Consider the following 22,333-nt stretch of genomic DNA (forward strand, 5'->3'; position numbering starts at 1 on the left):
CCGCAACGGCGCAGGGACGCCGGTATTCGGTTGCGGGCAGGTAGGGGCGTACTCGCCGCGCGCGATGGTGTCGGATTTTTCCCGGTCGGGATTGCATGCCGTGGGTGTTCATGGTGCGGTCCTCCCTGAGCGAGATTCATTTTGATCTCGCGAAAAACACCATGGATGATCAAGAATGCGGAGCACCAGCAAGATCATCAGTTCATCAAGAAGGGTCGTTTTCCATGATGCTCAGTCGTATTATCATCATGCGTTAATGATGACGATGGCACACCAAGAGAGGATCAACTTATGACACACGGGACAAAACAGCACCAAAAGCGAATCGGACGGGAGATCCGAACGGCCCGGGACAGGGCAGGATTGACGCAAGCCCAGGTGGCCGCAGCGCTGTCCGTAGTTCAGTCGGCGGTCTCTGCGTGGGAGTCCGGCGTCAACGGAATCTCAGCAGATCAGGCCGTTCAACTCGATAAGTTACTGGGAACTTCCGGCGGGATTCAGCGGGCTTGGGACAAGGCCAACACGCCAACGGAGCTGCCGGAGTGGTACGAACGAGTCGAAGAGTTGGAGCGAAACGTTTCCGAACTTCGCGAGTATCAGTCTTCGGTCATACCGGGGCTCATCCAGACCGAGGGATACATCAGGGGCTTGCTTCGAGACTCCGCACCGTGGGCCTCAAAGCAGGAGGTCGAACGAATGGTGAAATCCCGATTGCGTCGGCAGAAGATCCTGGACAGGGACGAGCCTCCGTCGATCTCGATGGTGGTGGAGGAATCCGTTCTCAAACGGCGCGTCGGTGCCGCCGGTGACCTTCGGATTCTGTCCGACCAGCTCGTCCGGGTGCTCGACCTCATCGCCCGCGGGGTTCTTCGCATGCAGGTCATGCCTGCGGATGCCGAGTGCCATCCTGGCGGTAGTGGCCCGTTCCGGATCTACACGTTCCGGGATGAACCTGTGGTCGTGTCGGCTGAACACATGTGGGGTGAGAAGGTTTCCGAGAACCGGATACACGTGCAGCAGTGCACGTCCGTTTTCGGGATACTTCAGTCCGAAGCCTGCTCGCCCAGAGTGAGCAGGGATCTGGTCAGGAAGGTCAAGGACGAACTCGATGAGAAGCCGTAGAGCCCCTGAGTGGCACAAGAGTTCCTACAGCGGCGCGCAAGGGAGCTGTGTCGAGGTGACCGAGAGCGCGCTCGTCCGCGTCCGGGACACGCAGAACCGCGCCCTTGCCACTCTCGCCTTCCCATCCGACGAGTGGCGGGCATTCCTCGCCGACATCGACTCCCTCTGACCTCTGAAAACGGCCCCGCCCGTGGGCGGGGCCGCCGTGTCCGTCAGGGCTCCAGGGCCGCCCGGAGGTCGGCCACGAGGTCGTCGGCCGACTCGATGCCCACCGAGAGGCGGACCAGGTCGGACGGGACCTCCAGCGGGGAGCCGGCCGTTGACGCGTGGGTCATGCGGCCCGGGTGTTCGATCAGGGATTCCACGCCGCCCAGGGACTCGGCCAGGGTGAAGATCCTCGTCCGTTCGCAGACCCGCAGGGCCGCGGGTTCTCCGCCGGTGAGGCGGAAGGAGACCATCCCGCCGAACGCGCGCATCTGGCGGTCGGCGACCTTGTGGCCCGGGTGGTCGGCCAGTCCCGGGTAGAGGACCTCGGACACCGCCGGGTGGCCCTCCAGCTCGGCGACGATCCGCTCCGCGTTCGCGCTGTGCCGGTCCATCCGCACGCCGAGGGTCTTGATCCCGCGCAGTGTCAGCCAGGCGTCGAACGGCCCCGCCACCGCACCCATGGTGTTCTGGTGGAACGCCAGCCGCTCCCCCAGCTCCGGGTCGGCCACGACGAGGGCGCCGCCCACCACGTCGGAGTGTCCGCCCAGGTACTTGGTGGTGGAGTGGACGACCACGTCCGCGCCGAGCGGCAGCGGCTGCTGGAGGTAGGGGGAGGCGAAGGTGTTGTCGACCACGAGCAGCGCACCGGCGTCGTGGGCGATCTCGGCCAGGGCCTCGATGTCGGTGATGTTCAGCAGCGGGTTGGTGGGGGTCTCGGTCCAGATCAGCGCGGTCTCGGGGCGCACCGCCGCACGGACCGCGTCGAGGTCGGACTGCGGGACCGCCACCCAGCTCACGCCCCAGCGCTCCAGCACCTTGGCGAACAGCCGGAACGTGCCGCCGTAGGCGTCGCCGGGGATGATCACGTGGTCGCCGGGCTTCAGCACCGTGCGCAGCAGGGTGTCCTCGGCCGCCATTCCCGACGCGAACGCCAGCCCCCGGATCCCGGACTCCAGCGCCGCCAGGCACTCCTCCAAGGCGACACGGGTGGGGTTGGCGGTGCGGGAGTACTCGAACCCGCCGCGCAGCCCGCCGACGCCGTCCTGGGCGTATGTGCTCGTCTGGTAGATGGGGACAACGACCGCGCCCGTCTCGGCGTCGGCCTCCTGACCGGCGTGGATGGCCAGCGTCTCAAACCCGTCGAACGTCATGCGCCCCACACTAGTAGCGGCGTTGCTCCCCGAGGGCCGGTTCTCCGGGCAGCCTGCCCTCCTGAGATTCCTCCTGTTCCACCGCCTGTTCCGCCGCACGCTGGTCGTTCTGCAACACCGTTCTCGGGGTGGTCGTTGTTCAAGGCGGGCGGTGACGGCGGAGCGGGTGCAGGACCGGCACACAGCCTTCCCGTGGGTGCGTCCTCCGGTTCAGGCGAGCGGCGACGGCCGGTGGTGGGCCCGGGTCGGCGGTCGGGCGCCCCGCGCGGTGAGAGACGGTGCAGGCGGCGGGGCACGCGTCCGGGGTCACGCCCGATCAGCACCGAACACCCAGAGAAATCGGTCGATGACTCCTTGCGCATAGAACAGGCGTTCGATAGAATCAGGTCATGAGCACTCCCCCCGCCATCGACCTCCCCCGGGAGGTGACCCCCGACGACCCGCCTCCCGCACCTGCCGGGGGCTTGATGGCCGACTGGGTGCTCGCCCTGGATGTCTCGGCCATGACGGGGGACGAGCAGCTTGACCTGATCCGTCGGCTGGAGGCCGCCAAGCGGTGGCTGGAATCCGCGCAGCTGGAGGCCATGTCCGCCTTCGCCCGCACCCGCCGCCACCACGCGCCCCCGGATGCCGTCCAGGTCTCGGCCGAGGAAGAGGCCGCCGCCGAGATCGGCTGCGAACTCGCCCTGCCCTCCGGCCTCGTCCTTGCCCGCATCACCCACGCATACCGGCTCAGCGAGGACCTCCCCGCCGTCCGCGAAGCCCTGGCGGCCGGGGACATCGACGAATACCGGACCCGCATCATCGCCGACGCCGCACCCCTGGACTGGGACCCCGCCACCACCGCCGCCTACCAGGCGCGGATGCTGGCCGAGATGGACGATAAGTCCGGGGTCAGGCTGAAGAACCTGGCCAAGAAGGTGGTCTACGCCCTCGACCCCACCGGCACCGAGGAGCGCAAGGCCCGCACCATCGCCGACCGGGCCGTGCGCGTCCGCCACGGAGAACCCGCCACCGCACCCGGCACCGCAACGGTGTCCATCACCGACATCGACGCCACCGACGCCCTGGCCATCCACCAGCGGCTCGGCTGTATCGCGCGCGCCATCCAGGCCGATGCCCCCGGCACCCAGGACATGCACCCCGGCGACGAACACGCCTCCCTGGACCGGCTGCGCGCCGATGTGGCCGTCGGCCTGCTGCTGGGCCGCTTGCCGGTCACCACCGGCACCGAGGTCCCGGCGGATGCGGCCGAGCACGGCGTCCCCGACCCCGCCCCGGAGGGCGGTGATGGCGCCCAGGCACAGGTCGTCATCCCCGGGATGGCCGTTCCCACCCCCGCACCCTTCAGCCCGGTCGGCAAGCTCCACGTGATCATCCCGCTCTCCGCACTGCCCAAGGAGATGGGCGGCGCGAACAACCGGAGCCTGGGAGAGATCCCGGGGCACGGGCCGATCCTGGCCGAGGCGGCACGGGAACTCGCCAAGGGCGCCACCTCCAAGGCCACCCGCTGGTGCTACACGGTGGTCGATGCGGACGGAAACCCGGTCGCGGACGGAACAACGGCCTACCGGCCGCCGCCGCTACTGAGATCGCACATCGATTCGCGGGACCGCACCTGCCGGTTCCCCCACTGCAACCGCCCCGCAGTGGAGTGCGATGCCGATCACACCACCCCCCACCACCTCGGCGGGGCCACCAGCGCTGCGAACCTGGCCGCCTTGTGCCGTCGCCATCACCGGTTGAAGCAGCATCCGGCCTGGACTCTCACGCAGCCGTCGCCCGGCACCCTGGTGTGGCGCACCCCGCACAACCGCACCCACACCACCACCCGCGACCCCTACCCCGGCCAATGACCGCACCGGGCGGAAAGAGCGGCGGCGCCACCCCGGAAGGCACACCTCGACCCGACTCAGAACAAGGTCTCCGAAGCGTCTCCGGATCCTTCCTGACCTGCGTCGGGATGTTCAGGAATCCCCGCGGCCAGCCGCTTGCGCCAGCCCTTGGGAGGGGGCCAGGGAACACCCCACTCGGCGAGTTGCTCGCGCGTCCAGCCCCCGGCCGGCGTCCGGGCCGCATCAATCTCTTCAAGAGTCGGCATGTGCGGATACTACGGGGAGCGATAAGGCAGGGAGCGGACCCCTCGAACCCTCCGAAGGATTCGAAATCCCAAGGGAGCCCGAGGGAGACGGAGCACAGCCCGGGGAAAGGCGGAGACACGACAGCACAGCGGGCCGCATTCCCGGCCCAGGAGCGACCGGCCCAGTCCCGCCGTCCCCAACGGGGGCAGGGAAGACGGTCAGGACAGTGCCGACGACCGCGGCCCCGGCGGAACGGCCCCAGAGATCCCCGGGTCGGAAACCCGCACCACCGGGAACCCGGCGCCCGACCGGCGCCCTTGCCCCCGTTGCCGCCCGTCGCCGCCCGCCGTAACCCCGGCCCCGCGACCACCCCCACCACCCGCGCCGCACCCGGCCCCACCCGCCGTCGCCGCCCGCCGTAACCCCGGCCCCGACACAACTCCGCACGTTCCGCGCGGCGCTGTCCCGTGGGCCCTCGCGGCCCGCTTGAACCGCGGCTCTACGCCACCAGGGGACGTCCGCTTCTCCCCGATCCCCGGTCCCCGCGCCTCGCGACCCGCACCGTGAACCGTCACACAACGCCGGCCCCGGCCGGATCGAGGCCGCACCGGGAGAAGCACCACCGAGCCGGAGAGAGCACCCACGGCAGGCAGTTCAGGACGGTTCAGGGCATCAGGGCATCAGGCCGTCAGGGCCTCGATGTAGGCGTCCCAGTACGGTTCCGGGTCGACCGGGCACACGCCCGCGCGCAGGCGCTCGGGGGTACCCGGGGTATAGAACTCGGCCAGTGCGCGGGCGAGGTCGTCGGGGTCGCCCGGGGCGCACAGGAGGCCGTCGATGCCGTCGCGGACCTGGTCGGCGAGGGTGCCCGCGCGGGTGGCGATCACCGGGAGGCCGTGCTCGTGGGCCAGCCAGACGTTCTGGGTGGCGGTCGCCGACCGGTACGGCAGGACGACCGCGTCGGCGGCGCCGAACAGCTCCGGCAGCTCCGCCGAGGCGACGTAGCCCTCGCGGAACTCCACCCGCTCGGCGATCCCCAGCTCCGCGGCGAGCGATCGCAGGTCGTCCGCGCCGCCCCAGACCTCCCCCGCGACCGTGAGCGTCACCGACGCCGGCGCGCCTGCGGCCAGCGCCCGCAGGAGCACATCGACCCCCTTGTAGGGCCGCACGATTCCGAAGAAGAGGAGGTGGTGGCGGACCTTCCGCCCGGTCTCCCCGCCGGTATCGGCGTCCGGGGCCCCCGCCCCGGCCGTGGCCACGGCCGGGTCCGTCTTCCCGCCGGTGTCCGTGCCCGGCTCCGCCGCCGCACTCCGCGCCTCCCCCGCGTCCGGCAGGTGTGGCGGCAGCGCAGTCGCCCCCGGCTCCACCGCCCCGCTCCGCTCTCCTCCCGTCTCCGGCAGGTGTGGCGGCAGCGTCGCCGTGCGCACGTCCGCTCCTGTGCCCCGGACCAGGGCGCGGGCCAGGCGGGCCTGGGCCGGGGAGTGGGTGAGGACCGTGCCGACGCGGCGCAGGAGGGTCCGGGTCAGCACGACGTCGGCCCGCCGCCGCTCGTGCGGCAGCACGTTGTGGCAGAGCGCGACCGTGCGCGCCCGCCTCCCGATCCCGCCGAGGATTCCGAGGTAGGGCACCACCTGCACCGGCGAGAACACCGCGGCCACCACGAGGTCCGCCTCCCGCCCCGCCCGCCGGCCGACGCGGCGCCAGCCGTCGGGCCGGTACCACGCCAGGTCGTGCCGGGTGTGGGCGAAAAGGTCGGCCTCGGGCACGTCGATGGTCTGCCGCCCCGGGTACAGGGCGGCCGGGTACTGCGCGCGCCAAGACTCGATGACGACGTCGTGCCCGCGCGCCGCGAGCCGGTGCGCGAGTTCGGTGGTGTGCCGCGCCCCGCCCCCCTTGTAGGGGTAGGCCGGGCCGATCAGCGTGATCCGCATCGCCGCCGCTCCCTCCTCAGGTCCCGTTCCGTGATCGGACGATGAGGTCGGCCAGGAGCGCCATGGAGGCCACCATCAGCCCGGTCATGAACAGCATGATGGTGTTGTTGGGCACGTAGAGCGGCTGGCGGACCATGTCGAACACGAACTTGGCCGCGCCGATCCCCAGCAGCCACAGGGCGAGCGGCATGAGCACGTTGAGCGGGTTGAAGTACATGACCATCCGCAGCACCTGGAGGATGTAGCGGTAGGCGTCGCGCACGAAGTGGAACTTGGACCTGCCCGACCGTGTGGCGTAGTCGATGGGCACGTACCGCACCTGGTGCTGGTTGGACAGGAACGCCAGGGTGATCGTGGTGACGCAGGAGAACCCGGGCGGCAGCAGGCGCAGGTAGGGCAGCGACACCTCGCGGCGGAACGCCCGCAGCCCGGAGTTGAGGTCGGGGATGCGGGTGTTCGTCAGCCGCTCGGCGAGCTTGCGGATCAGCCACTTGGTCGGCACGCGGAGCAGCTTGTGCGAGCCGGCCTCGTGCGTTCGCGCGCCCACGACCTGGTCGATGTCGGGGTCCGCGTCGAGCATGGCGACCAGCTCGGGGATCCGCTCGTTGGGGTAGCTCATGTCGGCGTCGGTCCACACGACGATCTCGCCGCGCGCCCGCTGGGTGCCGATCCGGCGCACCGTCCCGGCGCCTCCGTTGTGCCCGAAGGCGATGACGCGGAGGTGGGGGTGGGCGGGCTCGGCTCCGCGCAGCCGGAGGAGGGTGTCGTCGGTGGAGGCGTCGTCGACGGCCAGCAGTTCGTAGCCGTAGCCGGAGGCGTCCATGGCGGCGCAGATCCGCTCGACCTCCTGGACGACGTGGTCCTGCTCGTTGTAGCAGGGCAGCACGATGCTGACGTGGGGGCGCGGTTCCACCGCGCCTTCGGATGGCTGGGGTGTCTCGTTCACGATGGGGCTCACGGTCGTGGGGTAGCGGGGTGGTGGGGTCGTGGGCCGCCGCGGGGTGGGGGTGGCGGCCCGGTGGTCAGGACAGAACGGCGATCCACACATCGCCGATGAAGGGCCAGGAACCGTCGGGCGGCTCCATAAGGGTGCTCATATCCTGGTCGCTGTGCACGTCGAAGGGGTGGGAGACCGCCGTGATCGACGGTTCGACCGCGAAGATCGCCTCGGGCTCCGATGCCGCGAGGACGGGCGTGCGGCCCCTCTCCTCGATCTCGCCGATCACCCGCTGGACGTCGTCGGCGGGGTCGGTGCTGAAGACCGCCGCGGTCGGCACCCCGCAGACCCCGCGGATGAGCGGCATGTAGGCGTAGTAGAGGCCGTCGACGATGATGACGCTCGCATTCGACGGGATCTCCCGGCACAGCGCCTCGGCGCCGCGGATGCTGCCCACGTCGGAGCGGTAGGTCATCACCCCGGTGGCGGTGATCGCGGTGGGGACCAACAGGACGGCGGCGCAGAACGTCGTCGCACCGGCCACGGCCCAGGGGCCCGGTGACGGTCCGGCCCGGCGCAGGCGCCGGATGAGCCAGGCCGTGAACCAGACCGCGAACAGCACGAACGCGGGCAGGACCAGGACCACCAGGCGGCGGTCGGCCCACGGGTGGTCGGGGGTGATGGCGGGGCGGGCGAGGGTGGTGGCCACCGTCCAGATGAACACCATGGCGGGCAGCGCCCACTGCGGGTCGCGGCGCTGGAGGAGCCGGCGCACCACCAGGGCGACGCCGAGGGTGGCGAAGAGCAGCGTGCCCAGCCCCAGGTACCAGCCCACCCAGTACAGGCTCATCTCGTCGTAGGTGCGGTCGGGGTCGACCGGCAGCCCCTCGGCCTGCTGCACCTGGCCGACGAAGACGCCGGTGGCCTCGTCGCCGTGGCCGCGCGAGACGTAGACCAAGGGCCGGGCCGCCAGGACCGCCACCACCGCGACCGACAGCACGGCGCCGGCGGTGGGCAGCCACCCGGGCCGGTCGGTGCGCGGGACACCGCGGCGCCACAGCACGGCCGTCAGCACCGCGGTCAGGGCGACCACCCCCGCGCTGAGCAGCAGCAGGGGGTCCAGCGACCCCGACAGGTACTCCAGGTAGGGGGCCGAGAGCCCGAACCCGGCGGTGAACCCGTAGCCCAGCCCCACCACCAGGCCGGCGAGCAGCGGGAGCGCCTGGCCCCGGCGGGCCAGGAGCAGCAGGCCGATGAAGGCGACGACGGGCAGCAGGTCGCGGAGGGCGTCGATGCGCACCACCAGGCCGAGCCCGAACACGAGCCCGGCGGCGGCCGACAGCGCGTGCGGCGCACCCCAGCGCCCGCGCGGCCCGACGCGCGACGCCAGCGCGTCGAAGGCGAGCACGAGCGCGCCCAGCAGGAGGACCTGTGCGAGGGGTTCGCTGTAGGTGGACCGGCTCACCCACTGCTCGGGCAGGCAGACCGCCAGCAGCAGCGCAGCGAGCGGAGCCCACCGCGCCCCGGCCAGCCGCGCCACCAGCCCGGCGAAGGTGAGGACGCCCAGCGCGCCGAGCAGCGGCGGGACGACGACCATCCCGGTCAGGCCGCCGATCCAGTAGCCGATGGACAGCACCAGCGGCGCGCCCGCGAGGAACTGCGGCCAGACCTCGTCGCCGACCTCGTAGAAGGCCAGGCTGCCGTAGATCAGGGCCGGGTCGTCGCCGGCGATGAGGTCGCGCTGCTGCGGGATGGGCAGCGACCCGTTCTGCGCGATCCACGCGGTGAACTGCGCGTAGGACGACGGGTCGCGCCGGATCACCAGCGCCTCGGCGTGGTAGGCGGTCTGGACGGCCGCGAACGCCACGGTGATCAGTGCCGTGGCGGCGAGCGGCCACCACGGGACGTCGTCCTCGGGCAGGGCCGGCAGCAGGCGGGGCACCAGCACGACCGCCGCCGCCACCGCCGGGATCCCGGCGAGCGCCCCGGCGAGCGGGGTGAACAGGCCGAGGAGCAGCAGCGGGAACGCCACCAGCAGCCACGCACCCAGGGCGATGGCCGGCAGGGCGGTGACGCGGGCGAAAAGGCGTCCGGGGGTCGGGGACATGGCGGCAAGTGTCTCTGTCGGGGACTGTGGTCGGCGTGAAGGAGTCGGCTTCGCGGCGTTGCGCCGCGGCCACGCTCCGGTGACGCCACCCGGCCGAACCTACCGAAGCCCGTCGCGGCGCACCACCGAACTCGGGGAGAACGGGTCCCCGGGTCGGCCCCCGGCCGGCCCGCTGAGGGACGCACGGGGCGGGCCGTCGAGGGGCGCACGGGGCGGGCCGCCGCCGGAAACCTTCGGTCACGGGCCTGGACGACCGCGTGGGGAGGCGCCACGGCTCCGGCCACTTCAGGCGATGAGCGGGCTGCGGCCGGACGGCCTTCCCGGCAACCGCTCCGGGGACACCGAGCGCTCCGCCCGGCGGACCGCCCCGCCCAGCGGCACGCGGACCGGCCCGTGGCCGGAAGACCACAGGGCACGCCGCGTCGCGACCCCACCGTCGCCGCCAGGCTCCTCGGCGCGAGAACCACCCCAGGCACGCCAACCGCCCCGCCCAGCGGACCGCTCCACCCAGCGGCACGCGAACCGGCCCGTGGCCGGAAGACCACAGGGCACGCCGCGTCGCGACCCCATCGCCGCCAGGTTCCTCAGCGCGAGAACGCCCCCGGGACCACCGACCGCCCCGCCCAGCGGCAAACGGACCGGCCCAGCGTCCGCAGGCCACATGGCACGCCATATCGCGGTCCCACCGCCGCCGCCAGGCTCCTCAGCGCGAGAACCACCCCTCCCGTCAACTCCCGGACCGGCCCATGGCCGGTCGACCGCAGGGCACGCCGCGTCGCGGCCCCGCTGTCGCCGCCAAGCTCCTCGGCTGTCGGCGGCCGGGAGCCCGCGGCGGGCTCGGGGGTGAACCGTCCGGGGGGATGGGACGTGTGGGCATCGGGGTCCGCTCGGGTCTCCGGCCGGATCCGGCCCTCGGCGGGATGCGTCCCTCGCGGGTTCCGTGCCCGCGATCGATCGGTCCCCGGCGCTGCGGGCCGTTCTGCGTCGGTGCGGCCGTCTCCGGCCTTCCCGGGCGCAGCGGTGGTACCGGACAGAGGGGGTAACCTGTGCCGAGCCGTCCGAATCGGTGGACGCGGCCGCCGGCCCCGCCGGTGCGGTGTGGAAGGAGCGGCGTGCCCGCGAAGACCCCTGGGGACCTGTGGCGGTCGGCCGCTTCCGTCGACCCCACGCGCCCTTTCATCACCGCCTACGACGCCTCAGGCGGCCGGGTGGAGCTGTCCTTCGCGACCTTCGACAACTGGGTGGCCAAGACGTCGAACATGATCGTCGACGGCCTGGGCGCCGAGCCCGGGGCGCGAATCGCCCTGGCGCTGCCGGTGCACTGGCAGAGCCTGGTCTGGCTGGTCTCCTCCTGGACGACCGGGCTGAACGTGATCCCTGCCACGGCCGCGTCGCTCGGTGAGGACGACCCCGACATCGTCGTCACCGCCGCCGACGGCATGGATGCCGCGCTCGCCACCGGTGCCGACGAGGTGGTCGCCACCTCGCTGCACCCGCTGGGCGCCCCGTTGGCGACCTGCCCACCTGCGGTGCTGGACTACGCGGTGGAGGTCCGGGGCCACGGCGACCGGTTCACACCGGGTGGCCCGGTCGACCCGGACGCCCCGGCACTGTCGTGGCACCCCGGCCCGTACAGCGGCGCCGAGCTCGCCGACCGCGCGCTGGACCGATATGCGAAGTCGGAGCTGACATCCAGTGATCGCGTGGCTATCATCACCAATGAATCGGAAACCCTGGCCGCCCTGGGACCTGACCTCTCCGACTTCCTGTTCCCCGTGGCCGGCGCCCTATCTCTGGTCCTCAGCCACGAGACCGATTCGGCACGCGTGCAATCGCAGCTCCGGACGGAGCGCGTCACCGCACTCGTGGGCCGGCACGACCGGTTCTCCGATCTCCCGACCGGCATCCGCCATCTTTCCTGACCCCCGTCCGTTTGGTACCCGATGCCCAGAAATCGTTCCTCCCGAGGCTCTGCCAAGGCGCGCGCGGCGCGGAAGAACCTGTCGCGCGGCGGCTGGGCCGCCGTCATCACGACCGGGATCGTCATTTGCAGCAGCCTGACCGCCTACGGCGCCTACTACGACATCTACGGCAACATCAGCCAGCAGAGCATCGACACCGACGCTTTCGGTGACCGGCCGAGCAGGGTCGACGGCGCGCTGAACATCATGGTCATCGGGTCCGACGTCCGCACGGGCGAGAACGCCGACCTCGGCGGCGAGGCCGAGGGCGAGCGCCCCGACTCGCTCATCATCGCCCACATCTCGCCCGACAAGGGCACGGCCACCCTCATCAACCTGCCGCGCGACACCATGGTCGACCTGCCCGGCTGCCCCGCCACCGACGACGGCGAGTACCAGGGCATGTCCGCCCAGCGCGGCATGATCAACTCCGCAATGACGTTCGGCGGCGTGCAGTGCCAGTGGGCCGTGGTCGAGCAGATCACCGGGATCCACATCGACCACTTCGTCAGCGTGGACTTCACCGGCTTCCGCGACATCGTCGACTCCATCGGCGGGGTGCAGATGTGCGTCCCCGAGCCGATCAACGATGAGAAGGCCCACCTCGAACTGGACGCCGGCGAGCAGGTGCTCAACGGCGAGCAGTCGCTGGGCTACATGCGCTCGCGCTACTCCCAGGGCGACGGCAGCGACACCTCGCGGATCGGCCGCCAGCAGGAGTTCCTGGGCGCCATGTTCAGCCAGGTCATGAGCGGCGAGATCCTGCGCAGCCCGACCAACCTCTACGACTTCCTGGGGTCGGTGACCAACACGATCACCACCGATGACGGGCTCACCGTCGACACCATGGCCGACATCGCCATCGCCATGCGCGAGGTCGACATGTCCGACGTCAAGTTCGTCACCGCCCCCAACGGGGCCGACCCCGCCGACGAGAACCGGCTCGTCCTCAGCGAGCCCGACGCCACCCAGCTGTTCGACGCCATCGCGCAGGACACCGCGCTGCCCGGCGAGGAGGAAGAGGACGACTCCGGCGAGGGCGGGGGCGGCTCGGACTCCGGCGAGGACGACGCGCCCGCGGTCGAGCCCGGCGACGTCAGCGTCGACGTCCGCAACGGCACCGGGGTCACCGGCGCGGCCGACCAGGTCGCCACCGTCCTGGCCAACGAGGGGTTCCAGGTCGCGGACACCGGCAACCCCGACGGCCCGGTCCCGGCGCAGACCACGGTCTACTACGGCCCCGGCCAGGAGGGCCACGCCCAGGCGCTGGCCGACAAGCTGGAGGCCGGCACGATCGAGGAGAACCCCGCTCTGGGCTCCTCCGCCGTCCAGCTCGTGATGGCCTCGGACTGGGCGGGCGTCAAGATCAGCGGCGGGAACGGCGGGGGCGGGGTCGCGAGCACCAGCGCCGCCGACGGCGAGGCCAAGGCCGAGTGCTGATCCCCTGACCGCCCCGGGCCCGGACGGTCCCGGACACGCGAAACCGCCCCGCGCCTCCGGTGCGGGGCGGTTTCGCGTCGCGTGGCTAGGCCGAGACCGTGCCGCGCAGGTCGAGCGGCTCGGGGACCTTGCCGTGCACGATCAGGTCGGCCCACATGTCGCAGACCCGGCGCAGCGAGTAGTTCCCGATGATCTCCGCCTGGGCGGCCCGGCGCGCGGCGTCGAAGCGGCCCTCGGTGACGATGGTGTGGATCGCGTCGGCCATGGCCGGGGTGTCCTCGTGCAGCCAGCGCGCCGAGTAGATCGTGTCGGCGCCCGGCCAGGCCAGCACCGCGGGCACGCCGCCCGATGCGGCGCATTCGGCCGGTGCCAGGTGGAAGCTCTCGTCGTCGCTGGTGGAGAGCATGAACCCGATCCTGCGCAGCCAGGCGGCGACGTCGGGCCCGAACGGGTCGAAGACGACCCCGTCGGCGAGCAGGTCGCTGCGCTGGATGCGCCGGTAGGTGCGCTCGTAGTACTCGCGCTCCTCAGGCCGGTTCCAGATCCACCAGTAGTCCCAGGGCTGCTTGGACTTGATCGCGAGGGTGTAGCGCGGGTCGCGGCGGCGCAGCTCCGCCAGCACTTCCAGGCCGCGGTCGAGGCGCTTGCGCGACGGCGCGATCCCGATCATGCCGAGGGTGAATTCCGAACCGGGCAGTTTCGGCCGGTCGAGCTGGGCGTCGTCCACCCAGTTGGGCAGGACGATGACCTTGTCGGCGGGCCACCCGGCGAGTTCGCGCGTGAGCGAGGCGTAGTACGGGCTGACGCACACCACCGCGTCGACCTTGTCGATGTCGAGCTTGCGCGGCCACTCCGCGTACAGCTCGAACCGGTGCAGCCGCACCACCAGGCGCTGGCCGGGGCGCTTGTTCTGCGAGTAGAACAGCGCGTTGGGGCCGCACCACTCGCAGATGACGACGTCGGCCCAGGCGGCCAGCTCCTTGCTGCGGTACTGGTCGTGGGCGCGCAGCGACTCCCATTCGTCGAGCCGGACGTCCAGCCCGGGCAGCGACATCAGGAAGTCGGCGAGCCGGGTGAAGAACTTCAGGTCGTGCCCCGCGATGACGACCTTCAGCGGGCGCTCCGGGTCGGTGCCGGTCGGCGCCGACGGGCAGGCCGCCGCGAGGTACTCGCGCAGCCGGGACGCCGCGCGCTCCAGGGTGAAGCGCTCCGACGCGCGGCGGCAGCGCTCGGCCGCCTCGCGGTAGATGTCGGGTTCGGCGGCGAGGGTGAGCGTGTCGGCGACGGAGTCGAGGTCCTCGCCGGCGTAGAGCGGGTAGTCGGCGCCGAGCAGCTCCTCGTGCATCGGGGTGCGGTTGAGCACCACCGGCAGCCCGAGCGACCCCAGCTCCAGCACCTTCGTGGACAGCTCCAGGCTCGCGTCCATCTCCGGGGCGCGCCAGGACAGGCCGACGTCGCAGGCCGCGGAGAGGCGCAGGGCCTCGGCGCGCGGCCGGCCGCCGTGCCAGACGACATCGGGGGTCGACTCCAGCGCCCGCGTCATGCGCCGGGCCCAGTCGGCGGAGTCGCGGTGCACCTTGTCGCCGATCATGTGCAACTCGGCGGCGACCCCGCGGGCGGCCAGCGCCGCCGGCAGCTCGGTCATCTCCAGGGTGTTCCAGCGCTGGGCGAACTTCCCGGTGTAGACGAGCTTGAGCGGGGTGTGCGGCGTGCCCTGGCCGGCGACGCCCTCGGGCGTCACGACGACCGGCGGGAACAGCACGCTCTTCCCGCACGCCGCCGGGATGAACGCCTCCAGGAAGCCGCGCAGCTCCTCGGTCTGGCACAGCAGGTAGCGCGAGGCCACCGCGATGTCGGTGAGCTCGGAGGCCGCCGTGGAGGTCATCTCGGTGACGTTCTGCGGCACGTCGGTGAGGTAGGTCCACAGCCGGCCCGCCAGCTCCTCGGCCTGCGCCGCGACCCCCGCCAGCCGGCTGCCGCGCACGACCACCAGGTCGTAGCGGCGCTCGGTGTCGAGCCGGGTCATGAGGGAGACCGCCTGGTCGGGGGTGAGCCCGCGCGGGCCCAGGTCCGGCAGCAGCCGCTCCTCGTAGGGGCGGCGCACCGTGACGTGCTCGGTGTCCAGCAACGGCGCCACCAGCCGGTCGGTGGTCACCGGGGCCTTGAGCAGCAGCGTGACATCGCATCCGGCGGCGGCCAGCCCCTGGGTCATGGACTGGGCCCAGATGGCCGACCCGTCGATGATGTTGAGGTCGACGTCGCCGTAGACGAGCGCCCGTAGCCGTTTTCCGTCGCCCTGCACGCTCACACTCCCCGCCCGCTCGTGTCGGCCGCGACGCGGCGCCGCCCCGTCGCCGGCAGCGGCGTTCTCGCGCCGCCCCCCGGCCCTGCCTGAGTGTCCGCTCGGTGGTTGGTCACGTGCTTCCCTTCGAAACCGATCCGCCGGGGTCGCGCCCCGGTGGACGTCTGCGCTGCCGCCGCGTCGCGGCGCACCGGCGGCAGCGCTCGATTGTCACGGCTGAACATTGGGCGCGGTCCCCGCGTGGTCGGCGGGCTCGCGGTGGTCGCCGACCGGGCCGAGCGCGAGGAGCCGGGCACCGTGCCGGTTCCACATGCCCGGCTGGAGACCGCGGCCGAGCAGCTCGCGGCGGGCCAGGTAGGGCCGGATGGCGCTGACGAACACGTACTCCTGGTCGGCGATCGCGCGGTCGACGGGGTCGCCCTCCGACGCGCCTTCGCCACGCCGGCCGGAGACCGCCGGCCCCACGGCGTCGGCGCCCGAGCACTCGGCGGCGCACACCAGGTCGGCGAGGAACGCCTCGCCCCGCGGGCCCCGCCACAGCGCCGCCCACGGCGCGGTGGCGGACTGGGCGAGCCGCGCCCAGTCGGCGGGGCCGGGGTCGTCGACGGCGGCCATGCCGTCGGCGACGCGCAGCGGGACCCCGTGCGAGCGCAGCCGCTCGACGCCGGCGAAGTGCGCGGCGGCTTCGGGCACGACCACCTCGACGGGAGCGTGCACCTGGCCCAGGACGTCGCCCGCCAGCGCCAGCGACGCGTTGTCGTCGGCCGGGCAGGCGAGCACGGCGGTCTCGCGGCCGCGCAGCGGCAGGGTCGCGCTGCCCGATCCGGGAGCGAAGGCGACCTTGCCGAGGATCTCGGCGAGCCGGACGGGCGTGGCGTCGGTGAGGAACACCGAGCGCAGCGCGAGCCGCAACTCCTCCGGGGTGAGCTGGCCGGACTCGCGCATCCGGGCCAGCTCGCGGGCCGCGTCGCCGGAGCGCAGCGCCCCGGCGTCGGCCGGGACCGAGTGCAGCGACGGCCCGCCGGCCGGGTTGCGGCCAGTGCGGCGGTCGCCGATCAGCAGCGCCCGGGCGCCGCACACGAGCGCGCGGTCGGCGAGGCCGGCGTCGTCGACGACGACGCCCGTGGCCGCGCGCAGGACGCCGGGCAGGTCGTCCCAGCGGAAGCCGGGGCGGCGGAGGCCGTCGAGGGTCTCCACGAGGCGGTTGACGACGGGGCCTTCCGGGCCGGCCGAGGGCAGGTAGGCGGGGTCGGTCTCGCGCTCGGGCTCGGCGGCGATCGGGTTGAAGCGGTGCAGCGGCACCCCGGTGTCGCCGTCGTGGATGTGGTCGAAGGCGAGGGTGCGCAGCGCCGGCGGTGCGGGGGCGTCGGCGATGAGGACGGTGGGGGTGCCCCGGCCGGCCGCGGACTCCACGACCCAGTTGAGGGTCCGCGTGCGGTCGGCGACCGCCGGGTCGCCCGCGTGCGCCCATAGGGAGCCGGGGGCGGTCGCCGAGGCGGCGACGCACACGACGTCGACGTCCACCGAGTCGAGGACCACCTGTGCGTCCTGCGGGCGCAGGGGGATCACCCGCACGTAGGGTTCCAGGGCCGCGCGCACCTCGGGCGAGAGGATGCCGGCGACGACCAGCTTGTCCTCGCGCACCCCGAAGGTGCCCGAGAGCAGCCGCGCCTCCTGGCGCTCGGCGTCGTAGGAGCGCACGGGCTCGTTCCGGCGCCGGCGGCCGGTTCCCTGGGCGCTGGTGCCCGCGCGCCGCCACAGCCGGAACAGGTCGCGGGGCAGCCGGATCAGCCCGCGCCCGGGGCGCTTGGCGGCGGCGGTCAGCGCCCGCCCGACCTGGAGCGAGGTCGACCCCTCCAACGCGGCCAGGCGGGTCTGCGCCTCTTGGAGCTGGGCCTCCCGCTCGGAGAGGGCCTGCCGTAGCTGTTCGGTCTGGCTCTGTTCACGCCGTTTCACAGCAACATTCCTACCTTGCGGGGTTGAACGGGGTCCGGCGACGCGGCGGAGCGGCGTGAAAACCTCACCGATCCGCCAGGATGGCGGCGATGCGCTCCCCGGCGTGCCCGTCCCACAGCGGAGGCACGTCGGCGATGGCGGGCGTTCCGGGGGTCTCCCCGGCGAGGATCTTGGAGACCAGCCCGGGCAGTTCGGAGTCGACCACCAGCCGGTTGGTCCCGTGGGTGATGGTCACCGGGCGCTCGGTGTTGGGGCGCAGGGTCAGGCAGGGCACCCCGAGGATGGTGGTCTCCTCCTGCACGCCCCCGGAGTCGGTGACCACGGCGGCGGATCCGCGCACCAGGGTGACGAAGTCGATGTAGCCCAGGGGCTCCAGCAGCCGCATGCGGGGGTGGTCGGCCAGCCCCGCCTTCTCGAACGCCGCGGCGCCGCGCGGGTGCACCGGCATGACCACGTCGACCTGGTCGGCGACCTCGTGCAGGCGGGCGGCGAGCCGGGCGACGGTGTCGGGGTCGTCGACGTTGGCGGGGCGGTGCAGCGTGGCGGCCACGTACTTCGCCGGCAGGTCCAGCCGGGTCCGCAGCGAGCCGACGTCGAACCGGTCGAGGTTGCCCAGCAGGGTGTCGATCATCGGGTTGCCGACGAGGTGGATCCGGTCGACGTCGACGCCCTCGTGGGCCAGGTGGCCGACCGCTTCGGGGCTGGTCGCGAAGAGGATGTCGGAGAGCTGGTCGGTGACCCGGCGGTTGACCTCCTCGGGCATGCTCCAGTCGAAGGAGCGCAGCCCGGCCTCGACGTGGGCCACGGGGATGTGCAGCTTGGCGGCGACCAGCCCGGCGGCGAGGGTGGAGTTCACGTCGCCGTAGACGATGACCAGCCGCGGCGCCCGTTCGGTGAACTCGCGTTCGAGGCCGACCATGAGCGCGGCGGTCTGCTCGGCGTGCGATCCGGACCCCACGCCCAGGTCCACATCGGGCCGCGGCAGGCCCAGCTCGCGGAAGAAGACCGCGGACATGCGGTCGTCGTAGTGCTGGCCGGTGTGCACGACGGCCTGGCGGACGCCCCTGGCCTCCAGTGCGGACACCACCGGGGCGGCCTTCACGAAGTTGGGGCGGGCCCCGACGATGTGCACGATCTCGGCCTCAGGCGCGCCCCCGGAGGCTGCGGACGCGGGCCGGCTCTCGGCCGATGCTGACGACATCTTCTTCCCTTCGCATGAACCGACGTGCGATCACGACCCGCGCAAGACGCCGTGGCGTCACCGGACGGCCACCCTGACGTGGTTGGATACCCGACCGTGCGCAATATCGTGAAAGCGGCTTCCTTCACCACCACTCTGACCTGGCGGCATCTTCGGGCACAGCCGGCGCGCCTGCCATTGCTGGGCCTGCGGCTGCTCCCGGGCCGGGTGCGCGCCGGGGCGCGGGACGCCCTGGGCCGCGCCGGGGCGCTGCCCCGCGCGTACGCGCTGTGGGACGCCGGGCACCGTACGGAGACCCTGGAGGCGGTTCGCAGCGCCGCCCATGGCGCCTCCCCTCGTCGTCTGGCCCGTCTGACCGCGTTCTCGCTGGCCATCGAGCAGCCGGCGGTCGCCGGAGAACTCCTGGAACGGCTACCCGGCGATCGCCGGCGGAACCGTCTGGAATACCGGCTCGCGCTCACGACGGGTCGCGCGGTCCCCGAGGAAGCGCCTGGCCAGTGGCACTCCATTACCGTAACGCCGGGGGGGAGAACGAAGCGCTACGACGCGATGAACGATCGGAGATCCGCCGACGATCCGCTGCGGGTCCTGCATCTGGTCACCAACGCGCTGCCGCTGACCAACGCCGGCTACACGCAGCGGACCCACCGCATCGCGCTGGGCCAGCGCGCCGCCGGGCTGGACCCGCACGTGGTGACCCGCGTGGGGTACCCGATGACCATCGGCGTCCCCGACACCCGCGCGCGGGTGGAGGTCGACGGCGTCCCCTACCACCGGCTGCTGCCGTGGACCGCCCCGGCGGGCCCGGAGCAGGAGCTGCGCACCGGCCTGCGCCTGGCGAGCGCCCTGGTGGAGCGGCTGCGCCCCGATGTGCTGCACGCGGCGAGCAACCACCGCAACGCGCGCCTGGCCCTGGAGCTGGGGCGGCGCTTCGGCCTGCCGGTGGTCTACGAGGTGCGCGGGTTCCTGGAGGAGTCCTGGCTGTCCCGGGACCCCGCGCGCAGCACCTCGGACGCCTACTACACCGCCGAGCGCGAACGGGAGACCGCCTGCATGCTGGCGGCCGACGCGGTGGTGACGCTGGGGGCGACCATGCGCGCCGACATCGTCGCGCGCGGGGTGGCGGCCGACAAGGTCGTGGTGGTGCCCAACGCGGTCGACGAGGCGTTCCTGGAGCCGCTGCCCGACGGCGCGGAGATCCGCCGCGAGCTGGGGATCGGCCCCGGCGACCTCGTGGCGGGGACGACGACGAGCTGCTACGGCTACGAGGGGCTGGACACGCTGGTCGACGCGGTGGCGGAACTGCGGCGGCGCGGGGTCGCGGCCCACGCGCTGGTCGTCGGCGACGGCCCGGAGCTGGGGGCGCTGCGCCGCCGCGCCGAGGAGGCCGGGCTCGCGGGGGCCGCGCACTTCCCCGGCCGGGTGCCGGCCGACCGGGTCCGCCGCTACCACGCGGCGCTGGACGTGTTCGCGGTGCCGCGGCGCGATGAGCGCGTGAGCCGGCTGGTCACCCCGCTCAAGCCGGTGGAGGCGATGGCGGGCGGGCTGCCGGTGGTGGCCTCCGATGTCGAGGCGCTGCGGGAGATCGTACGGCCGGGGGTCACGGGTGAACTGGTGCCGCCCGGCGACGCCGCCGCTCTGGCCGCGTGCCTGGAGAAGCTGGGGGCGAGCCCGGACACGCGGGCGGCCTATGGGCGGGCGGCGCGCGAGCTGGTGGGCGCCGACCGGACGTGGACGGCGGCGGCGCACCGCTACCTCGACGCCTACGGGGCGCTGCCGGCAGACCGCCCGGCGCGGGGGTGACCCGGCGGGAGTGACGGCCCCCGGCCGTATTCCCGCCACCGCGTATTCACCGGCCGATCACCGGAAGCGGACCGGAATGTGATCTCGGTGGGGAAGAACGTGTTTGCCGTGCCCCGATCCGCCCTTTCACCGGACGTGGTGGACTACGGGGCGGAATCGCGCCCGATCGTCCTGTGTGATCGGTGAGGCCACCGGAACCGGAAGTGGCCGGTGAGTTAATTCCTTCACAAGGATCGGAAATGATCGCCCAATAGCCCCGAATCGGGGCTTACAGTCAAAAACGCGATAGGACCGCGCCATCGCAGGTCGCACGGCCGCAGGCGGTGAACCGGCAGTGAACGCGGGCGCGCGCCCTACCGCGTCGAGAGGGGTCGAGCACCCCAATTGCGAAGACTGTCCGGAGCAGGCCATGGCGGCACCACTGCGGCAACTGAGAACACCACTCGGGCGTCCAGTTCACGCGGAAAGTCTGTTCCCCGATCGATTTCCCACACCGAGCCATGAATCACGAGGGGGATCCCCTGTGGACGTCGTCACCTCAACCACCGATCTGGTCGTCGTCGGCCTGGGTTACGTCGGTCTGCCGCTCGCCCAGGAGGCATCCCGTGCCGGTCTGAACGTGACCGGGCTCGATGTCAGCACCCGGGTCGTCGACGGTCTCGGCTCGGGCACCTCGCACGTCGACGACCTCAGCGGCGACGACCTCGCCGAGATGCTGGCCGCGGGCTTCACTGCCACCACCGACGCCGCCGTGCTGGGCTCCGCCCGGGCCATCGTGATCTGCGTACCCACGCCGCTGTCGCCCGAGGGCGGCCCCGACCTGGGGGCGGTCACCGCCGCGGCCCGCTCCATCGCCCAGCACCTGCGGCCGGGCACGCTGGTGGTGCTGGAGTCCACGACCTACCCGGGCACCACCGAGGAGGTCGTCCGGCCGATCCTGGAGGAGTCGGGCCTGGTCGCCGGCGCCGACTTCCACCTGGCGTTCTCGCCCGAGCGCATCGACCCCGGCAACACCGCGTTCGGGGTGGCCAACACCCCCAAGGTGGTGGGGGGCCTGACCGACCGCTGCGGCGAACTGGCCGCGGAGTTCTACGGCAAGTTCGTGGGCGACGTCGTCAAGGCGCGGGGCACCCGCGAGGCCGAGATGGCCAAGCTGCTGGAGAACACCTACCGGCATGTCAACATCGCCCTGGTCAACGAGATGGCGATCTTCTGCCGCGAGCTGGACGTCGACCTGTGGGACGCCATCGCCTGCGCGGCGACCAAGCCGTTCGGCTTCCAGGCGTTCTACCCGGGGCCGGGCGTCGGCGGGCACTGCATCCCGATCGACCCCAACTACCTCTCCTACAAGGTCAAGACGCTGGGCTACCCGTTCCGGTTCGTGGAGCTGGCGCAGGAGATCAACGCGCGCATGCCCGCCTACGTGCTCCAGCGCGCGCAGGAGCTGCTGAACGACTCCGGGCTGGCGCTGTCGCGGTCCAAGGTGCTGCTGCTGGGCGTGACCTACAAGGCCAACATCGCCGACCAGCGCGAGTCGCCCGCCCGCCCGGTGGCGCGCAAGCTCGCCGAGAAGGGCGCCACCCTGGTCTACCACGACCCGCGGGTGGCGGAGTGGTCGGTCAACGGCACCGACGTCCCGCGCGTCGGCGACCTGGAGCAGGCGCTCCAAGAGGCCGATCTCACCATCCTGCTCACCGACCACAGCGATTACCGGCCCAAGCTGCTCGCGGAGCACGCCCGGCTGCTGCTGGACACCCGGGGCGTGATGCGCCGGGCCGACGGCGTGGTGGAGCCCGGCGCCGAGCGGCGCATCACCGCGCCCATCACGCGTGCGGGCGTGGAGGTCCTGTGACCCGCTGACCGCCGTACCGCGTTCGACCCGGAACCGCCGTGGGCCAGGGGCCCGCGGCGGTCCGTTGCTGTGTGCCCGGTGAGCGCCCGGACCGCCGGAGCCGGGGCCTGCGCGGGCTCCCCGTTCGCACAGCAGGGGCCCGCGGCGGTCCGCTGCTGTGTGCCCGGTGAGCGCCCGGACCGCCGGAGCCGGGGCCTGCGCGGGCTCCCCGTTCGCACAGCAGGGGCCCGCGGCGGTCCGCTGCTGTGTGCCCGGTGAGCGCCCGGACCGCCGGAGCCGGGG

General features: G+C 72.6%; 15 protein-coding genes. 7 read left to right on the forward strand and 8 right to left on the reverse strand.

Annotated elements, in window-relative coordinates; genetic code table 11:
* Positions 1-291 precede the first annotated feature (291 nt).
* Entirely contained in the window at positions 292-1,122 is an 831-nt protein-coding gene (locus ACFO4E_RS01775) for a helix-turn-helix domain-containing protein (protein WP_378570814.1), read from the forward strand.
* A complete protein-coding gene (locus tag ACFO4E_RS01780) occupies positions 1,109-1,291 on the forward strand; it encodes a DUF397 domain-containing protein (RefSeq protein WP_378570816.1) in 183 nt (60 codons plus the stop codon). The genes ACFO4E_RS01775 and ACFO4E_RS01780 overlap by 14 nt, the downstream gene beginning before the upstream one ends.
* A gap of 43 nt (positions 1,292-1,334) precedes the next feature.
* On the opposite strand, the gene ACFO4E_RS01785 is transcribed toward ACFO4E_RS01780, so the two are convergent.
* The gene (locus tag ACFO4E_RS01785) at positions 1,335-2,480 is read right to left on the reverse strand and encodes a cystathionine gamma-synthase (protein WP_378570818.1); all 1,146 of its coding nucleotides are present in this window, start codon (positions 2,478-2,480) and stop codon (positions 1,335-1,337) included.
* Positions 2,481-2,869: 389 nt separating this feature from the next.
* Here ACFO4E_RS01785 and ACFO4E_RS01790 point away from each other — a divergent pair, with 389 nt between their 5' ends.
* A complete protein-coding gene (locus ACFO4E_RS01790; protein WP_378570820.1) occupies positions 2,870-4,336 on the forward strand; it encodes an HNH endonuclease in 1,467 nt (488 codons plus the stop codon).
* Positions 4,337-4,392: 56 nt separating this feature from the next.
* Here ACFO4E_RS01790 and ACFO4E_RS01795 read toward each other — a convergent pair whose 3' ends face one another.
* The 4 genes from ACFO4E_RS01795 to ACFO4E_RS01810 all read right to left on the reverse strand — a co-directional run bounded on the left by ACFO4E_RS01795 (position 4,393) and on the right by ACFO4E_RS01810 (position 9,536).
* Positions 4,393-4,581, reverse strand: a complete 189-nt coding sequence (locus ACFO4E_RS01795; protein WP_378570822.1) for a hypothetical protein — start codon at positions 4,579-4,581, stop codon at positions 4,393-4,395.
* A 660-nt stretch (positions 4,582-5,241) separates the two neighbouring features.
* Positions 5,242-6,492 (reverse strand): glycosyltransferase family 4 protein, encoded by a 1,251-nt coding sequence (locus tag ACFO4E_RS01800; protein WP_378570824.1) that lies wholly within the window; start codon positions 6,490-6,492, stop codon positions 5,242-5,244.
* 16 nt (positions 6,493-6,508) lie between these two features.
* Positions 6,509-7,441, reverse strand: coding sequence for a glycosyltransferase family 2 protein (locus ACFO4E_RS01805; protein ID WP_378570936.1), 933 nt, complete (start codon positions 7,439-7,441; stop codon positions 6,509-6,511).
* 73 nt (positions 7,442-7,514) lie between these two features.
* The gene (locus tag ACFO4E_RS01810; RefSeq protein WP_378570826.1) at positions 7,515-9,536 is read right to left on the reverse strand and encodes a hypothetical protein; all 2,022 of its coding nucleotides are present in this window, start codon (positions 9,534-9,536) and stop codon (positions 7,515-7,517) included.
* A gap of 1,112 nt (positions 9,537-10,648) precedes the next feature.
* On the opposite strand from ACFO4E_RS01810, the gene ACFO4E_RS01815 reads away from it, so the two are divergent.
* Both ACFO4E_RS01815 and ACFO4E_RS01820 read left to right on the forward strand, forming a co-directional pair.
* Positions 10,649-11,458: a TIGR03089 family protein gene (locus ACFO4E_RS01815; RefSeq protein ID WP_378570828.1), complete on the forward strand. Its 810-nt coding sequence runs from the start codon at positions 10,649-10,651 to the stop codon at positions 11,456-11,458.
* A 21-nt stretch (positions 11,459-11,479) separates the two neighbouring features.
* Positions 11,480-12,937: an LCP family protein gene (locus ACFO4E_RS01820; protein ID WP_378570830.1), complete on the forward strand. Its 1,458-nt coding sequence runs from the start codon at positions 11,480-11,482 to the stop codon at positions 12,935-12,937.
* Between the two features lie 85 nt (positions 12,938-13,022).
* On the opposite strand, the gene ACFO4E_RS01825 is transcribed toward ACFO4E_RS01820, so the two are convergent.
* The 3 genes from ACFO4E_RS01825 to wecB all read right to left on the reverse strand — a co-directional run bounded on the left by ACFO4E_RS01825 (position 13,023) and on the right by wecB (position 18,327).
* Positions 13,023-15,149, reverse strand: a complete 2,127-nt coding sequence (locus ACFO4E_RS01825; protein ID WP_378570937.1) for a glycosyltransferase — start codon at positions 15,147-15,149, stop codon at positions 13,023-13,025.
* 300 nt (positions 15,150-15,449) lie between these two features.
* Entirely contained in the window at positions 15,450-17,195 is a 1,746-nt protein-coding gene (locus ACFO4E_RS01830; RefSeq protein ID WP_378570832.1) for a hypothetical protein, read from the reverse strand.
* Between the two features lie 64 nt (positions 17,196-17,259).
* Positions 17,260-18,327 carry a non-hydrolyzing UDP-N-acetylglucosamine 2-epimerase gene (gene wecB / locus ACFO4E_RS01835; protein WP_378570939.1) on the reverse strand — a complete coding sequence of 356 codons (1,068 nt, stop codon included), beginning with the start codon at positions 18,325-18,327 and terminating at the stop codon, positions 17,260-17,262.
* 165 nt (positions 18,328-18,492) lie between these two features.
* On the opposite strand from wecB, the gene ACFO4E_RS01840 reads away from it, so the two are divergent.
* Together ACFO4E_RS01840 and ACFO4E_RS01845 are read left to right on the forward strand one after the other, a co-directional pair.
* On the forward strand, positions 18,493-20,199 hold the full coding sequence (locus ACFO4E_RS01840) for a glycosyltransferase family 4 protein (protein WP_378570834.1): 1,707 nt from the start codon (positions 18,493-18,495) through the stop codon (positions 20,197-20,199).
* 523 nt (positions 20,200-20,722) lie between these two features.
* On the forward strand, positions 20,723-22,051 hold the full coding sequence (locus ACFO4E_RS01845; protein WP_378570836.1) for a nucleotide sugar dehydrogenase: 1,329 nt from the start codon (positions 20,723-20,725) through the stop codon (positions 22,049-22,051).
* Positions 22,052-22,333 lie beyond the last annotated feature (282 nt).

This window comes from Nocardiopsis mangrovi (assembly GCF_042653925.1).
Classification (GTDB): domain Bacteria; phylum Actinomycetota; class Actinomycetes; order Streptosporangiales; family Streptosporangiaceae; genus Nocardiopsis_B; species Nocardiopsis_B mangrovi.

What these genes read in the sequence shown, in the direction of transcription:
- ACFO4E_RS01775 (WP_378570814.1), top strand. Translation starts at nt 292, where the DNA reads ATGACACACGGGACAAAACAGCACCAAAAGCGAATCGGACGGGAGATC.
- ACFO4E_RS01780 (WP_378570816.1), top strand. Translation starts at nt 1,109, where the DNA reads ATGAGAAGCCGTAGAGCCCCTGAGTGGCACAAGAGTTCCTACAGCGGC.
- ACFO4E_RS01785 (WP_378570818.1), bottom strand. Translation starts at nt 2,480, where the DNA reads ATGACGTTCGACGGGTTTGAGACGCTGGCCATCCACGCCGGTCAGGAG.
- ACFO4E_RS01790 (WP_378570820.1), top strand. Translation starts at nt 2,870, where the DNA reads ATGAGCACTCCCCCCGCCATCGACCTCCCCCGGGAGGTGACCCCCGAC.
- ACFO4E_RS01795 (WP_378570822.1), bottom strand. Translation starts at nt 4,581, where the DNA reads ATGCCGACTCTTGAAGAGATTGATGCGGCCCGGACGCCGGCCGGGGGC.
- ACFO4E_RS01800 (WP_378570824.1), bottom strand. Translation starts at nt 6,492, where the DNA reads ATGCGGATCACGCTGATCGGCCCGGCCTACCCCTACAAGGGGGGCGGG.
- ACFO4E_RS01810 (WP_378570826.1), bottom strand. Translation starts at nt 9,536, where the DNA reads ATGTCCCCGACCCCCGGACGCCTTTTCGCCCGCGTCACCGCCCTGCCG.
- ACFO4E_RS01820 (WP_378570830.1), top strand. Translation starts at nt 11,480, where the DNA reads ATGCCCAGAAATCGTTCCTCCCGAGGCTCTGCCAAGGCGCGCGCGGCG.
- ACFO4E_RS01825 (WP_378570937.1), bottom strand. Translation starts at nt 15,149, where the DNA reads ATGACCCAGGGGCTGGCCGCCGCCGGATGCGATGTCACGCTGCTGCTC.